General features: G+C 43.6%; 13 protein-coding genes. 4 read left to right on the top strand and 9 right to left on the bottom strand.

The annotated features are described in order from the left end of the window. Positions 1 to 11 precede the first annotated feature (11 nt). The 3 genes from ABIO93_RS01275 to ABIO93_RS01265 all read right to left on the bottom strand — a co-directional run bounded on the left by ABIO93_RS01275 (position 12) and on the right by ABIO93_RS01265 (position 2,511). Positions 12 to 1,022, bottom strand: a complete 1,011-nt coding sequence (locus ABIO93_RS01275) for an aspartate-semialdehyde dehydrogenase (protein WP_348063629.1) — start codon at positions 1,020 to 1,022, stop codon at positions 12 to 14. 194 nt (positions 1,023 to 1,216) lie between these two features. Then, the gene (locus ABIO93_RS01270) at positions 1,217 to 1,795 is read right to left on the bottom strand and encodes a 5-formyltetrahydrofolate cyclo-ligase (protein ID WP_348063628.1); all 579 of its coding nucleotides are present in this window, start codon (positions 1,793 to 1,795) and stop codon (positions 1,217 to 1,219) included. 2 nt (positions 1,796 to 1,797) lie between these two features. Continuing rightward, positions 1,798 to 2,511, bottom strand: coding sequence for a hypothetical protein (locus tag ABIO93_RS01265; RefSeq protein WP_348063627.1), 714 nt, complete (start codon positions 2,509 to 2,511; stop codon positions 1,798 to 1,800). 164 nt (positions 2,512 to 2,675) lie between these two features. Between ABIO93_RS01265 and ABIO93_RS01260 the strand changes: the two genes are divergently transcribed. The 4 genes from ABIO93_RS01260 to ABIO93_RS01245 all read left to right on the top strand — a co-directional run bounded on the left by ABIO93_RS01260 (position 2,676) and on the right by ABIO93_RS01245 (position 7,840). Then, positions 2,676 to 3,887, top strand: a complete 1,212-nt coding sequence (locus ABIO93_RS01260) for an NADP-dependent isocitrate dehydrogenase (RefSeq protein WP_348063626.1) — start codon at positions 2,676 to 2,678, stop codon at positions 3,885 to 3,887. A 114-nt stretch (positions 3,888 to 4,001) separates the two neighbouring features. Continuing rightward, a complete protein-coding gene (locus tag ABIO93_RS01255) occupies positions 4,002 to 5,255 on the top strand; it encodes a hypothetical protein (protein ID WP_348063625.1) in 1,254 nt (417 codons plus the stop codon). 181 nt (positions 5,256 to 5,436) lie between these two features. Beyond that, entirely contained in the window at positions 5,437 to 6,663 is a 1,227-nt protein-coding gene (locus tag ABIO93_RS01250; RefSeq protein ID WP_348063624.1) for a pyridoxal phosphate-dependent aminotransferase, read from the top strand. A gap of 112 nt (positions 6,664 to 6,775) precedes the next feature. Further along, a complete protein-coding gene (locus tag ABIO93_RS01245; protein WP_348063623.1) occupies positions 6,776 to 7,840 on the top strand; it encodes a ferredoxin--NADP reductase in 1,065 nt (354 codons plus the stop codon). Positions 7,841 to 7,891: 51 nt separating this feature from the next. Here ABIO93_RS01245 and ABIO93_RS01240 read toward each other — a convergent pair whose 3' ends face one another. The 6 genes from ABIO93_RS01240 to ABIO93_RS01215 form a co-directional block, all read right to left on the bottom strand. After that, positions 7,892 to 9,763 carry a M56 family metallopeptidase gene (locus ABIO93_RS01240; RefSeq protein ID WP_348063622.1) on the bottom strand — a complete coding sequence of 624 codons (1,872 nt, stop codon included), beginning with the start codon at positions 9,761 to 9,763 and terminating at the stop codon, positions 7,892 to 7,894. Positions 9,764 to 9,765: 2 nt separating this feature from the next. Then, positions 9,766 to 10,140, bottom strand: coding sequence for a BlaI/MecI/CopY family transcriptional regulator (locus tag ABIO93_RS01235; RefSeq protein ID WP_348063621.1), 375 nt, complete (start codon positions 10,138 to 10,140; stop codon positions 9,766 to 9,768). A gap of 189 nt (positions 10,141 to 10,329) precedes the next feature. Beyond that, positions 10,330 to 11,454, bottom strand: coding sequence for a DNA polymerase III subunit beta (gene dnaN / locus ABIO93_RS01230; protein ID WP_348063620.1), 1,125 nt, complete (start codon positions 11,452 to 11,454; stop codon positions 10,330 to 10,332). A gap of 105 nt (positions 11,455 to 11,559) precedes the next feature. Next, positions 11,560 to 13,215: a gliding motility-associated ABC transporter substrate-binding protein GldG gene (gene gldG / locus ABIO93_RS01225; protein WP_348063619.1), complete on the bottom strand. Its 1,656-nt coding sequence runs from the start codon at positions 13,213 to 13,215 to the stop codon at positions 11,560 to 11,562. A 119-nt stretch (positions 13,216 to 13,334) separates the two neighbouring features. Continuing rightward, a complete protein-coding gene (locus ABIO93_RS01220; protein WP_348063618.1) occupies positions 13,335 to 14,342 on the bottom strand; it encodes a phytanoyl-CoA dioxygenase family protein in 1,008 nt (335 codons plus the stop codon). 91 nt (positions 14,343 to 14,433) lie between these two features. After that, on the bottom strand, positions 14,434 to 15,327 hold the full coding sequence (locus ABIO93_RS01215) for a DUF1080 domain-containing protein (protein WP_348063617.1): 894 nt from the start codon (positions 15,325 to 15,327) through the stop codon (positions 14,434 to 14,436). Between the last annotated feature and the right edge of the window lie 88 nt (positions 15,328 to 15,415).

The raw sequence follows: 15,415 nt of genomic DNA, 5'->3' as shown, positions 1-15,415 counted from the left end.
CTTTTTCAGGCCTATGCTTCTTCGGCAACGCCTACTAGATCGTGTTTTGCAAGAAATTCAGCGATCTGAACAGTGTTGGTAGCAGCACCTTTACGCAGGTTATCAGCTACGATCCATAAGTTCAATGTTTTAGGCTGAGACTCATCGCGACGGATACGGCCTACAAATGTTTCGTCCTTACCATGTGCCGTCAATGGCATTGGGTAAAGTGCATTTTTAGGATCGTCCTGCAAGATCACACCCTCTGATTCGCTCAAAATCTGACGAACTTCGTCCAGGTCAAATTCATGCTCGAATTCAATGTTAACTGCTTCTGAATGACCTCCGATGGTTGGGATACGAACCGTAGTAGCGGTAACAGCAATGCTGTCGTCGCCCATAATTTTCTTCGTTTCGTTAGTCATTTTCATTTCCTCTTTGGTGTACCCATTATCCAGGAACACATCAATATGAGGCAACACATTCAGGTCAATCTGGTGTGGGTATACTTTCCCTTTGCTATGGTCACCAGCGCGTTCTGAGAAAAGCTGATCTACCGCAGCCTTACCAGTTCCGGTTACAGACTGGTAAGTGGACACTACCACACGTTTGATTTTATATTTTTTATGCAAAGGATTCAAAACCACCACCATTTGAATAGTAGAGCAGTTTGGATTTGCAATGATTTTATCTTCTCTGGTCAATTCTCCTGCATTGATTTCCGGTACAACCAATTTCTTGGTTGGATCCATTCTCCATGCCGACGAGTTGTCGATTACCGTAATGCCAGCCTCTGCGAATCGTGGAGCGAGCTCCAATGAAGTACTGCCGCCTGCCGAAAATATCGCTATGTCAGGCTTAGCTGCAATCGCTTCCTCAAATCCGATCACCTTTATCTGTTTACCTTTGAATGTAATTTCCTTACCAACAGATCTTTCAGATGCAACGGCTAATAATTCCGTCACCGGGAAATTACGCTCTTCGAGCACTTTGAGGATTTCGCCGCCTACCAAACCGGTAGCGCCTACTACTGCGATTTTCATTCTTGCATTGAGATTAAAAATGGATAAAATATAATTTACTCCGTGGCTAAACAGGTTTCCTATACGCCAAAAGTGCCGCAAATTTACGAGGAAATTTAGAATGAATCGTGATTTTCGGTTTTTAATGCATTTAAATTCAGCATTCAACACAGAATCCGTGGGAACTCATCAAAGTAAATAAGCAAGCCAAAAGCTCAGAATAGATAAGTTTGGTCGGCTGTAACGCAGCAATGTAACGGTACGTCATACGAATCGATGTCTCCAATCTCTTCAACCGGGCTGAAATAAGAAAGACCAATCCTGACTGCATCAGGGCGACATTGAACTAAAAAACGATCATAATAACCTCCGCCGTAACCTACCCGGAAGCCTTTCAAATCGAATGCCAGCAATGGTACCAGGATCACATCGATTTTTTCAGGACTAATCATAATAGAAGACAATGGATCAGGCTCTGGAATTTTCCATTGGTTAGGGATTAGGACAGTTTCGGAATCAAGAAGATAATGTTCCATTTCCCTGCTACCTGGAATTACATAGGGAATAGCAATGCTTACATCCGGGAATGAAATGCGAAGTTGCTCTATGATTTTCCAGGTATCAATTTCGTTTTTGTCCAATTGAGGAAGGAAAATATGGACTGTTTCAAAAGTTAGCAGTTCGAGACTTTGCAGCAGATTTTTTACAATGAGATCGTTTTTAACAGAAGCTTCGTCCTGCGTGAGATTTATTCTTTTGCTTAGAAAATCCTTTCGCAATGAAGCTTTGTCCATTATTAATCTGTTTTGTACCAGCGGGCAATATCGAAAATTAGACCAACGCTTCCAATTCCGTCATCGAAGTTAATGTCATTCTTAGAAAGCTTGAATGAACGCCCAAATTGTGCCTGTATCTTGACAAACCGGTAGCCTCCACGGACTGTAATGGTCGGTTCCAGAAAAGCATGCGCTTTTTGATCAATAATGTTGAAATAATTCGCAGTTTGCTCCGGAATGGTGTACCCCGCAATGTCTGGCGAAGCATATTTCACCACAGTCAGCCGCGGACTAAATGCGACTTCGAAATACTGGTTGACCCAGCCGACAGCAGGTTGTACAAAATACTTAACTGCATCAGTATCAAATGTTTTAGTGTTATTTTCTTCTTTTATTCTAACATTATATAACCCCACACCTCCATAAGTTTCATAGGTAATTCTTTGATCCGTATGGCCAAAATAGCCAATCCCGATTTCGGCACCTTTCCCGTTGTTCTTAAATGCTTTGTCGTCACTTGTGTAAGCATTGAGATAGCCGTTTACCATCACTCCAACATGGTCCGTCACGGCAGTGGCGAGTTGTACATTGTTTGTTGCAATGGTTGCTTTGAACTCACCCTTTTCCTGCAAAAGAGGGACATTGACGGCATTTGGGGCATAAACGGTGCGGCAGGAGTAGAAAAATAATGAAGGTAAGATGAACAGACTTAGATACTTAGTTGCGGCTTTCATGATCTTGTTCTTTAGTGTGAATAAGGACACGCAAACATTTGTGCCAGTATCTGAAACATCGTGTGAAGGAATCAACAATGTTCTCCTTTTTTCGCCTTTTTACGCTATTGTTTGTACTTTCACGGCTGATTTCAAAATCTTTAACTATTGTATAGAAATAAGACATGAGCAAAATTAAAGTTGCCAATCCCGTAGTGGAACTTGACGGGGACGAAATGACCAGGATTATCTGGAAGTTTATCAAAGAAAAACTTATTTTACCATATCTGGATGTAGATATCAAGTATTACGACTTAGGTGTGGAGTACCGCGATGAAACCAATGACCAGGTTACTATCGATGCTGCTAATGCGATCAGAGAGTACGGCGTGGGTATCAAATGTGCCACTATTACTCCGGATGAAGACCGCGTAACAGAATTCAATCTGAAACAAATGTGGAAATCTCCGAACGGAACAATCCGTAATATTTTGGACGGTACCGTGTTCCGTGAGCCCATCGTAATGAGCAATGTGCCTCGCTTGGTAACCAACTGGACGGCTCCTATCATCGTTGGACGTCACGCTTTTGGAGATCAGTATAAAGCAACAGATTTCGTTGTTCCGGGCAAAGGAAAGTTGACCATCAAGTTTGAAGGAGAAGATGGACAAATCATTGAGCATGAAGTATATCAGTTCAAAGGTCCTGGTGTCGCAATGGGAATGTACAACATCGACGAGTCAATCCGTGGATTTGCACATGCTTGTTTCAATGTGGCTTTGGGCAAAGGATGGCCTTTGTACCTTTCGACTAAAAATACAATTCTTAAAAAATACGACGGTCGTTTCAAGGATATTTTCCAGGAAGTTTACGAGCAGGAGTATGTAGGTAAAGTTCATTATGAGCATCGATTGATCGATGACATGGTTGCTTCTGCACTGAAATGGAATGGTAACTTTGTTTGGGCTTGTAAAAACTACGACGGTGACGTTCAGTCTGATACCGTAGCCCAAGGTTTCGGTTCATTGGGTTTGATGACTTCTGTTTTGGTTACGCCTGACGGCAAAACGATGGAAGCAGAAGCAGCGCACGGAACAGTGACACGTCACTACCGCGAGCACCAAAAAGGAAAACCAACTTCTACGAACCCGATCGCATCTATCTTTGCATGGACACGTGGTTTGGCATTCCGCGGTAAGTTGGATGATAACCAACCATTGATCGATTTCTGTCTTGCGCTTGAAAAAGTGTGTATCGAAACTGTGGAAAGTGGCCAAATGACAAAGGATTTGGCTGTTGGTATTTATGGCAATGACGTGAAACACGGCGATCATTACCTATACACTGAGGAATTCCTTGAAGCTATTGACACGAATTTGAAAGCTGCATTGGCATAATAATCATAAATGTTAGTAAAAAGCCACCGTTTCCTCGTGAAACCGGTGGCTTTTTTTGTTGCGGGTATCATTTTAATATATATTTCTAAAAACCTGCTAATTAAAATCTGAACATTGACGAAGGCAAGCTACATCCTAATTCTTTTCACACTACTGACAGCAGTTGTCAGCCCCCATTCAGCCATTGCGATGAGACCGGGCGGATGCGTTCAGGATACGCTTTCAGGAAGCGATTCGACTCAGAAAGTAGTACAGAAAGATATTGTCGACATTTTCCGAAGGTGGAAAAGCAAGGATAAGTCGGATTCGTCGGTTCGGGTTACCAAAATAAGGTCGGGGAAACCAATATTTTCGGTGGTACCGGCAATTGGATACACGCTGTCATCCGGGTTGACGGGCTCGATCAATGTGAACACAGCGTTCTACACCAGTAATCCAAAGACGACCAACATTTCCAGTATTACGACCAATTTCATTTACTCGCAATACAAGCAAATGACCATTCCGGTGCAGGCAAACATCTGGACGAGGAATAATAACTACAATTTTATCGTCGATTGGCGCTTTTTCAAGTATCCGCAAGATACGTACGGCCTGGGACCTGATACGAAATTGAAGGAAGCCGTCGGGCTGGAATACAAACACCTCCGCTTGCATCAATCATTACTGAAAAGAATTGGGAAGTCATTTTTTGTCGGAGCTGGCTTTTTCTTTGATAAACGCTGGGATATAACGCAGGAATTGGATCCCGAAAACAAAAATGAAGACATTGAGAAGTATGGATTGGGCCAGAAATCTTCTTCTACCGGGCCGGCGGCCATTATTTCCTATGATAGCAGGACGAATTCGATCAATCCTTTGAAAGGCTTATATACCAATGTACAGCTCAGGGCAAATATGAAGACGCTGGGAAGTACAAACAACTGGCAATCCCTTGTGGTCGATATCAGAAAATACTTCAACTTACCGCGGGGAAGCCAGAATACACTGGCATTTTGGAATTATAACTGGCTGACTGTCGGGGGGAAACCGCCCTACCTGGATTTGCCGAGTACAGGGTGGGATCCTTCCAATAATATTGGGCGCGGCTACATCCAAGGACGATTCAGGAGCACCAATCTCCTCTATTTCGAATCCGAGTACCGTTTTGCATTGACAAAAAACGGGCTGTTCGGCGGAGTATTATTTGCAAATGCCCAAAGCGTTTCCGACTGGCCTTCAAAGAATTTCAAAAAAGTATCACCAGCTGGCGGCTTTGGAATCAGAATCAAGGTTAATAAAACATCGGGGGCTAATATTGCGATTGATTATGGTTTTGGGATGGATGGGTCGAGGGGGTTGTTTGTGAATTTGGGGGAGGTGTTTTAACTTATATAGGGCATTGAAAAGAAATTCCCTTGATTAAACATAGTTGCGTTCAATAACCAACAGCAACTTTTCACAAATCTTTCTTCGCATTACACAATGCAACTTCTAAAAAACACGTACCTTTGCGGGCAATTTGTTGATACAGATAGCAGTACCTTCTTTAACTAAATTATTTTTTGCAATGTCCGCAGTAGCAGAGCAAACCCAGGTGGGAGCACGGTTAGCCGACCGCATCAATGCCCTCGAAGAATCTTCGACGCTGGCGATGACCAAAATGGCTCGTGAATTGGCCGCCCAAGGCCACAAAGTAATCAGTCTGAGCGTGGGAGAGCCGGACTTCAAGACGCCCGCACACATTTGCGAGGCTGCTAAGAAGGCCATTGACGATGGTTTTCATGGTTATTCACCGGTAGCAGGTTATCCTGATCTGCGAAAGGCTATTGCTGATAAGTTAAAGCGCGACAATAATATAGATTGGAAACCTGAAAATATCGTGGTTTCGACCGGTGCCAAGCATTCATTGGCCAACGTGATCCAGGTATTGATCAATCCAGGAGACGAAGTTGTCATTTTTGCTCCTTACTGGGTTAGTTATTCCGAAATGGTCAAACTGGCAGAAGGTAAATCTGTGATTGTGGATGGTGCTTTTGATAATGATTTCAAAGTAACAGCGGCCCAATTGGAAGCAGCGATTACGCCTCGCACCAAAATCGTCATGTACGCGTCTCCGAACAATCCAACCGGTGCCGTATATTCTGAACAGGAACTAAGAGAAATCGCGGCGGTACTTGAAAAACATGATGACATTTATGTTTTGGCCGACGAGATTTATGAATATATCAATTTCACGGAAGAAGGCCATTTCAGTATCGGATCTATTCCTGCGCTGAAAGACCGCGTGATTACTGTGAACGGTGTAGCGAAAGGTTACGCAATGACAGGCTGGCGAATCGGTTTTATCGCAGCCAGCAAATGGATCGCTGACGGTGTTGAAAAATTGCAGGGCCAGGTTACTTCCGGAACCAACTCTATCGCTCAGAAAGCAGCAACCGCCGCGTTCAACGGAACAATGGAGCCTTCCATAGAAATGGCAAAAGCATATCAGCGTCGTCGTGACTTGGTTGTCGGTTTGCTGAGAGAGATTCCTGGATTCAAAGTAAATATGCCCCAGGGAGCGTTTTACGCATTTCCTGATGTAAGTTACTATTTCGGAAAATCGGACGGAACAACTACCATCAATGGTTCGGATGACTTTGCAAACTGGTTGCTGAACAATTCATTTGTATCCACAGTTGCCGGCTCCGGATTCGGGGCGCCTGACTGCATCCGTATCTCAACCGCAGCCGCCGATGAAGCGCTGGTGGAAGCGGTACAACGCATTAAGGATGCAGTAGCAACTTTAAAATAACAAAAATTGAAATCATAAAAGCCTCATAGGTGTTACCTGTGAGGCTTTTGTATTCCATACACCCATCATTCGCACTAAAAGCTAATAGCCAGGAGCTAAGAGCTACAACCCAATGAGTAAATACTATTTTTTAAAAGTAAAGGAAATAGAAAAAGAGACCGAAGAGGCTTCTACCATACATTTCTGGCATCCGCTTAATGAAGTAGTGGCTTATCGGCCAGGCCAGTTTCTGACTTTACTGTTGCCGGTCGATGACAAAAAAATTCGTCGGTCTTATTCAATGTCCAGCTCGCCTTACACGGACGTTTCGCTGGCTATTACGATCAAACGTGTCCCGGGAGGCTATGCTTCTAACCTGCTTTTGGATACTATCAAGGAAGGGGATGTGCTGGAAACGATGGAACCCGCCGGTGCATTTTTTCCGAAACAGGCTGACGACCAAACCAGGCAAGTTGTGTTTATCGGGGCAGGAAGTGGCATTACGCCATTGTTTTCCATTTTGAAATCTATTTTAATGGTTGAAGCGGAAAGTGAAGTTTTTCTTCTTTACGGAAGCCGTAGTGAGGAAAGCATTATTTTCAAAAACAAAATAGCTGCGCTTGAAGCTAAATATGGCGAGCGATTGAAGGTCGTTCATACATTGAGTCAGCCGTCGGAGGAATGGGAAGGTCAAAAGGGGAGATTGAACAAATCTCATATTTTGAAAATAATAGAAGGGCTTCCAACTTTGAATGTAAAAGACGCTGAATACTTTACCTGCGGTCCGGAAGATATGATGGAGGAAGCGCACCTGGCATTATCTATTCTGGCTGTGCCTGATAGTAAAATTCGCAAGGAAAGCTTCTTGACTGCTACTGCTGCCCAGCCGGGCGAGGTGACCATGGAAGAGGATGATACATTGAAAACCAGAGAGATAACACTGTTTTACGAAGGAACAGAATACAAGCTCCCGATAAAACCGCATGAAACGGTTCTGGAAGCAGCATTGAATATGGATATCGATCTTCCATACTCGTGCCAGGCCGGTATGTGTACGGCTTGCCTGGGTAGATGTGTTTCCGGGAAAGTGCATATGGATGAAGAGGATGCACTTTCACAGGCGGAATTAGATGAAGGATTTATTCTAACCTGCGTGACGCACCCCATGAGCGACGACGTCATTATAGAAGTTGAATAACATTAGAAACAAAAGAAAACGGGCGATGATCAATTCATCGCCCGTTTTCTTTTATAATTTTTTAGGTGGGGGAGGTGGCGGAGTAGGAGCCACCGGTACTTTTGCTGGTTTTGCGGGACGGGCACGAACCGCTTCCGGTGCGGGCGGTGCCAGCGGAATTCCATATGCGCGAATTGATCTGGTTCCGCGGGGCATACGGGCAACCCGTACTCTCGGACTCCCTTCCATTCTTTCAAAGCCAAGCGTTTCAACGCCGATCTTTGCATTTATTTCTTCTATCTTTTCCTGAATCTCCCGGATTTCTGAGTCCAATTTCCGAATAGGTTCTTCTGCTTTGAATGCTTCTTTTCGAGAAGATGCAATTTGAGCGTTTAGTTGTGAAATGGATTCTTCCTGTACTTTGATTTGCTGCTCAAAATCAGCTAATTGCTTGTCTAACTCTGATTCACTTGTTTTGGATTGACTGGATTTAGATTGTTCAAGAAGCGTTGACCGTTTTTCCATCAGATCTTGCCGTAGCTCTCTTGCGCCTTCCTTTTTCCATTCAATTTTTTCAAGTTCCCGCTGATAGCGTTCAACGTCAAACCGCTGCTTTTCCATTTCAAGATTAATCTCTTCCATGCGCTGATTCAACGGTTCCATTTCAGTCTGCAAGGCCTGCATTCTCTTATGGATCTCATTCATTTTTTTATTTAATGAATCACTATTGTCAAAACGAGTTTCAGACAAGCCATCGATTTGAACCTCAAAGTCAGTTTCTACATCTATTTCGGCAACCGGCTCAATTTCTGCCACTTCCGAAACCTCGTGTTCCACATTCACATGGGTAACAACCTCTTTGCGCTTCGCGCTGACCTGTTTCGTTGATTTCTTCTCTTTGGATTTCTCCGTTTTCTGAGCAACAGCATAAACAGAAAGCCCAATTACGAACGTCAAGGCAAATAACATCATAGGCAGGCTGCCAAAAGTTCTGGAAGGTTTGGGCGTCAATCCTAAAACTCTCTGAACTCTTTGAAGCAATAATGGTCGTTTCGAAGCAAATGCCATCGCCATTCGGGGAGCGGTTTGCCATTCAGCGACTTTGACCAATGCATGTGCCAAAGACATTTTATCGCCACAAACTGCCAGAGCAATGTCGTCGCAGCAATGTTCGCGCTCCGCTCGGATGCGGTCGGAGAGCCACCACATTGCAGGATGAAAAAAGAATAGTACTTCCACAAATGATTGAAGCATATTGATGAGATAATCATTTCTGCGAATGTGCGCGAGCTCGTGTGCAAGAATCGCTTCTACCTGAGCCGTTGAAAATCCGGAAAGCAAGCCGATCGGAATCAGTACAACAGGACTGAAGGCGCCAATTACCATCGGAGTCAGTATTTTGGCAGTTTCACGGAATTCTATCGATTTGGAAATATTCATTTTCGCTGTGATCACTCCAAATCTTGCCCGCCATTCTTTGTCCATTACCACATGCGCATTAAAACGCAGCCTTTCCGTAAAAATCCAGCCAGCAACAAACCTTAGCAGTAAAAATGCGGCGCCAATTAGCCAGCAAACAACCAGTTCGTACAAATGTGTGGATAGCCACATTTGTATTTTAAATGAAACCGGAAGCTCATAATTAGCAGGATTAAAAACAACCGGAGCTTTTCTTGCGCTGTATGATATTAACTGCTTGCCCAATTGAGCATTGGATGACGATTTTACGTGATAATAAAAGAAAGTAATCACCGACGCGATCACTTGTAGTGAAAGCAATGCCACGCCAGCCGCGTACCGGAGATTGGCCGAGTAGTTACGCAGCAAATAGAATGTCGCGACTGACAAAACCATGAGCAAGGTGCCTTGCCACAGCGAATGGATCAATGTCCAGCCAAACGCGGACACAACTGAATCGGAAAGTAGGTTGGAGATAATTTGCATGGCTAACGATTATTTTCCAGGTTGTTTAATAACTCACGAATTTCATCTAATTCTTCCTTCGACGTGGAATGATTCCCCAGCGCCTGCATGACCATTTGAGCGGCTGAGCCCTGGAAAACAGTATTAACTAATTTTCCCAAAAGATTTTGCTGCGTTTCCTCTTTGCCAAGAAGGGCTACGTAAATGTGCGAGCGTCCCTGCTCGGTTCGGTAGAGTAATCCTTTATCATGCATGATCTGCATAAGCTTCAAAGTGGTGGTATAACCAACATCTTTGGTAGCAGAAAGAGCGTCGTGAACCGAACGAACCGTACTTGGGCCGGCTTGCCACAAGTAGTTCAGGATTTCAAGTTCAGAGTCGGTGGGTTTGATATACATGGCTTGTTTCTTAGTACGATAATCTTCGTATCAAATGTCTACGAAAAAAATCGTAGTTGCAAGTGCTAACTACGATTTTTTTCGTAATAAGGTGTTAAAATTTGTTAAATACTTGGTATATAGGGCATTAAAACGAAAAAATCCTGCTGACACCAGCGGGATTTTTTCGTTTTAATAAATAGTATTTGCCTATACGTAGGTATTGAGCATTACTGGCATCACCAGCATCAGGATATCTTCATTTTCTTCCTGATCCACAGGAATGATCAATCCAGCACGGTTCGGTGCAGAAAGTTCGAAAGTAATGGTCTTGCTTGACAGGTTACCCAACACTTCGATCAGGAACTTGGCATTGAACCCTATTTCCATATCGTCACCATTGTATTCGCACATCAGGCGCTCATTGGCCTCGTTGGAATAGTCAAGATCTTCTGCTGAAATAACCAAATCATTCAACGACATCTTCAACCTCACCTGGTGGGTGGTACGGTTAGAGTAAATAGATATCCGTCTTAACGAACTCAGAATTTCCATTCTGTTAATCGTCAGCGTATTCTGGTTATTGGTTGGGATGGCATTCTCATAATCCGGGAAACGTTCGTCGATCAGGCGGCAGATCATGCGGATGTTTCCAAAACTGAAAAATGCATTGGATGATGTAAACTCGGCCTTAACCGGAACATCGTCTGATGGGAGACATGATTTCAGAAGATTCAACGCTTTACGCTGAATGATCATGGAGGTGTCTACATCAGATTTAATGTCTGTACGGCGATAGCGAACCAAACGGTGACCGTCAGTTGCAACGAATGTTGCATTCTCGGTTCCCATTTGAACAAAAACCCCTGTCATTGCAGGACGAAGGTCGTCGGTACTGGTCGCGAAAAGCGTGTTGGCAATGGCCGATCCTAATGAAGAGGATGAAAAGTCAACAGACTGGCCACGATTTACTGCAGGTGTTTTAGGGAAATCAATCGGATTCTCACCGGAAAGCTTGTAGCGTCCATTGTCCGAAATGATCTCGGTACCGAAAGTTTCACTGTTAACCTGTAAAGTAATAGGTTGCTCAGGAAGTCCCCGGAGCGTATCGAGTAACAATTTCGCAGGAATTGCAATGGCGCCTTTTTCGGACGATTCCACTTCAATTTCCGTGATCATTACCGTTTGCAGGTCAGATGCAGTAACAGTTAAAGAATTTCCTTCGAGTGCTAACAGGAAATTCTCAAGAATTGGCACAATTGGGTTCGTTGAAACGACACCGTTTATAGCAGACAGCTGTTTGAGTAGAACTGATGACGAAACGACAAACTTCATAATTCTTGATGTAAGTGTTTAGATGATAAATTTATAAATGACGGATTCCCAAAATCATTTTGTAGGGAACAAAAGTATAAAAAATTACCGACGAAGCAGCCTCCTCTACGCGAATTTTCGGGCTCTAAAATAGAATCTTAATGCACCAAAAATTCCGATCAATGCGATAGGGAGCAATAAATTGATGGATTGCCAGAACTTCCTTTTTTCCTGAATCTGGATTTTGTCCAATGGACGGATTGCAATCTGTTTATTTCGGGCGTTGATCAAACCGTTCGCATCAGTCATGTAATCAAGCGCATGCATCACAAAGTCTTTGTTTCCGAATGTTCGTTTTGTAACCCGGTCATAACCTAGCGGTAAAGGCGCATTCCTTTTATAATCATAATCGTTGACGACAATGTCGCCGTCCGAGCAAATGATCACTTTTCCTCCGCTTCCGCTTGCTTTAAATTTGGCTGATCGCGGATCACCTGGTAAAATCCTGTTTTGAAATAAAGAAGTAAATGACCCTTCGAGCAATACGCCGCTCAATTTGATCCCGCCGTTGTATTCGGCTTGCTGCGGTTGTTTGCGAGCCTCATTGTAACCTACCAGCGCGGGTGCATTCAAAACCTGAGTATAAGGCGAGGTCATCAGCAACGGTGTTTTATAAATTGCCTGTGCGCCGCCAACCGTATCGATAGTGCTCAGAAACCGGGTATATACGGGATTTAGGTTCCTGGTAATGATATGTGGGCCGAAATTATTAAGCAACGGAAAAAACCGCCATGGCACCGGTCTGATTTCCGGGTTATCGCCTACATTGCCTACATTCAGCAAAATTTCTGCGCAGTCGAGGTAGTCTTTGACCAGATTAGTATTGACCCGCGCACCCCATTTGAAAAACAGATCGTTGACATTCAGATCGAGTGGCTGGGCATAGCTTCCGTCCAGGCTTACGCTATCTACTTTGGCCCCGTCAACGAAGAAAATCGCTTTTCCGCCACCTACTACATATTGATCTAATTTGAATTTATCATCGTCCGAAAAGGCACTGTCAGGCTTTAAAACAAGCAATGCATCCAATCCTTCATAAGATGCGGGATTGTTCATGTCCAGGAAAACGTCATAATTCTGCTGAATGGTGGCAATGAGATCGCTTAGTCTGGCCGGTGAAATCTTGGTATGGCTCACTACCAGCCCGACTTTTTTCCGCTGCTGATTGTTCAACAACCGAATAGCGGACGCAATTTCAAACTCCACACCTTCATAAGATTGGTTGAGCTGCTCTTCCGGAGTATTGGCCTTGTTTCCTTTGAGTAGCTGAACAGGTACTGACAAAGTATCCGCCTGAACGATGGCTCCGGGGAATATTATTTTCTCAGTACGCTTCCCGTTTTCATTGTCAAAGATATTGGTAGGCGTCAAACCTCTGTCTACCAGATTGACATACTGTTTTTGCCTTTGTTCTTCACTCGCGGCTGCCGAGGGGTCGGAATAGTTGACGGTCAGATGACCATTTGCATAGGTTTTGAATTCTTCCAGTGTTTCGCGGGTCGCATTTTCCAGACGTTCAAATCCAGCAGGAAATTCTCCACTCAGATATACATTAACGATGATGTCTTTGTCTAATTCGCTCAGAAGCTGCCTGGTGGCATCGGAAATACTGTAACGTTTGTCCTCCGTGAGATCTAGTCTGACGAAAAGGAATGAAGCCAACCAGTTGACTCCGGCCAAAACGACGATAAGCAGTATAAACCGGAGAAAGTTATTTTTCATTGAGCATCGGAAACCTCAGGAGATTAAAAAAACAAAAAAATGGACGATTCTGTTTGACAGCATTAACGTCCATTTTTTTGCAAAAATATAAAAACCAAAAATCAATTGACTATTAATCGTTACTTCAACACATCTTCTGATTGCGGGAAAATGGGATTGTTATAGATTGCTATCCCGTTATAGTCTTGTTTGACAGGAACTTGTGCCGGAAAGTTACGATGAAAAGGAAGCGCCTGTTCGGTAGAATAATGGCAAACGAACGATTTTCTGGTTTGTTCCGGATTGGTAATCATGGAGCCTCCATGTGCCAATGCAGCGTGCCAGATCAGTACGTCGCCTTTTTTGATTAGTAACGTTTCTTTTGGATAATGTAGCTCCTTGCCTTTTGTATCAAGGTAATCCGCGAATTCAAGCGGGCTTTTGGTAGAGTCAGGTTTGAATAAAATGCCGCTTCCGAAATTGAACTTGGGCATCCGGTGCGAACCAATGTAATAGTATAATGGGCCGGAATCAATTTTAATGTCTTCCAAAGCAATCCAGGCGGCTGCCAAATGGCTCGGGATTTTGGCGGTAACCCAGGGATAATCCTGGTGGGAGGGTTGCTGACTTCCGTACATAAACACCAAACTCTGCATCACCACCACCTTCTGGTTGAATATGGCTTCAAGGAATGAGGTAATGTATGGGTGCGTCATCAGTTTTTTGCCTGCCACCGAAGAATTGTGAAAGTCATTGATCTTCACATACTTACCCTGCAAAGCCTTTTTGGGAAACTCCTTAATGTTCCTTTCCTGATTAGGTTTGAACTCATCCAGATCTATCCGCACCGACAGGTCATACTTGTCAGGATGATTGACTAACTCCTGAAAATCGCCCCAGAATTTATCGATCATTTCCTCAGGGATAATTTTTTCAAGCACTACATAGCCATTTTGCTCCCAGTTTCTCAGCTTGTCGGCCATGTCGTAAGGCACATCATACCTGGGAGGATTTTTTTTCAGAAATCCGGCAATGTCAGGATTAGGCTTGTCTATCCAGGGGAGTGTTGCTGCATCGAATTCTTTGAGTGGGAAGTATTTGTCTTTCAGTACTTCTGATTTGCGTTTGATGCGCTGTAAAATACTCATAAGGTGTATAGAAAATTAGAGTTTGGACAACATACTCAAATATAACACAATTGGCAAACCCTCCTGATCAATACACTTATGTGTCTGATAATTACTTATTAAACGTACAGGTAGTGTTATCAGCCACCTGATAGTATGATTTATAGTTTGAGGCTTTTGGATTCATGCAGCCTTTAAGGTTCAGAAGCTCAATATTCCTGAAATCGATCGGGTGACTTTCGGCCTGTAGAGCAATGTACCCGCTACCCAGGGGCGTATTGTCTTTTTTGATCCACTCGGCCTCATCACCTACCTTACCATCTTTGAAAGTATGGGTTTTTCCTACATATCCACCACCTACTTTGGGATTGGTAAATACCAGAACAGTATCACCTTCAATCATATGATATACAATGGAATCACCGAGAACAATCGCTTCTGCAGTAACCCATTGGTCACCGTTATATGTTTTGGAGGACGAATTAATGCAATGTGCCTCAGCCAGTTTGCCATCAATATCAACAATGGTACCAGGTGTGCAGAGGTTGCCTGTTGTGCGCTCACCAGCATTGAGCCCGCCGAGGTACTGCATTTCCAGCGAAATAGGGAAGTCCTGATCAATGCCCAGACTGGCGGCAGATTGGGAGTGAAGCATAATACCGCTGTTTCTTACATTCCAGGAAGCGCCACCAGGAACTTGATTGCCCGTAAACCGATATTGCAGACGGATTTTATAATGTGAAAATGGCTTGTTGTAGTACATATGGCCATATTCTGTTGTGAAACGGTCGTACTCTTTGTAATTCACACGGATCATGTTATCCTCCACAATGAATGTGTTTTTATAATTGTCATTCACCTTATGGCCTGCAATTTTAATGTCCCAGCCTGTCAGGTCCTTTCCATTGAATAATGATTGCCATTCTTCTTTGTCGGCGTTTTTCTGGGCGGCGCACGTCAGTGGAGCCAGGAGAAATATGTAGAGGAGTTTGTAAGCTTTGAGCATGATTTTCTATTTGTTATGAAGTAAAGTGTCAACCCCACAAATTCTAATTGACAGTTTAAGAATAACATTATTGACAATTTCCTGCCGT

The organism is Dyadobacter sp. (assembly GCF_039919315.1).
Classification (GTDB): Bacteria; Bacteroidota; Bacteroidia; order Cytophagales; family Spirosomataceae; genus Dyadobacter.
This window is presented reverse-complemented; position numbering and strand designations above follow the sequence as displayed.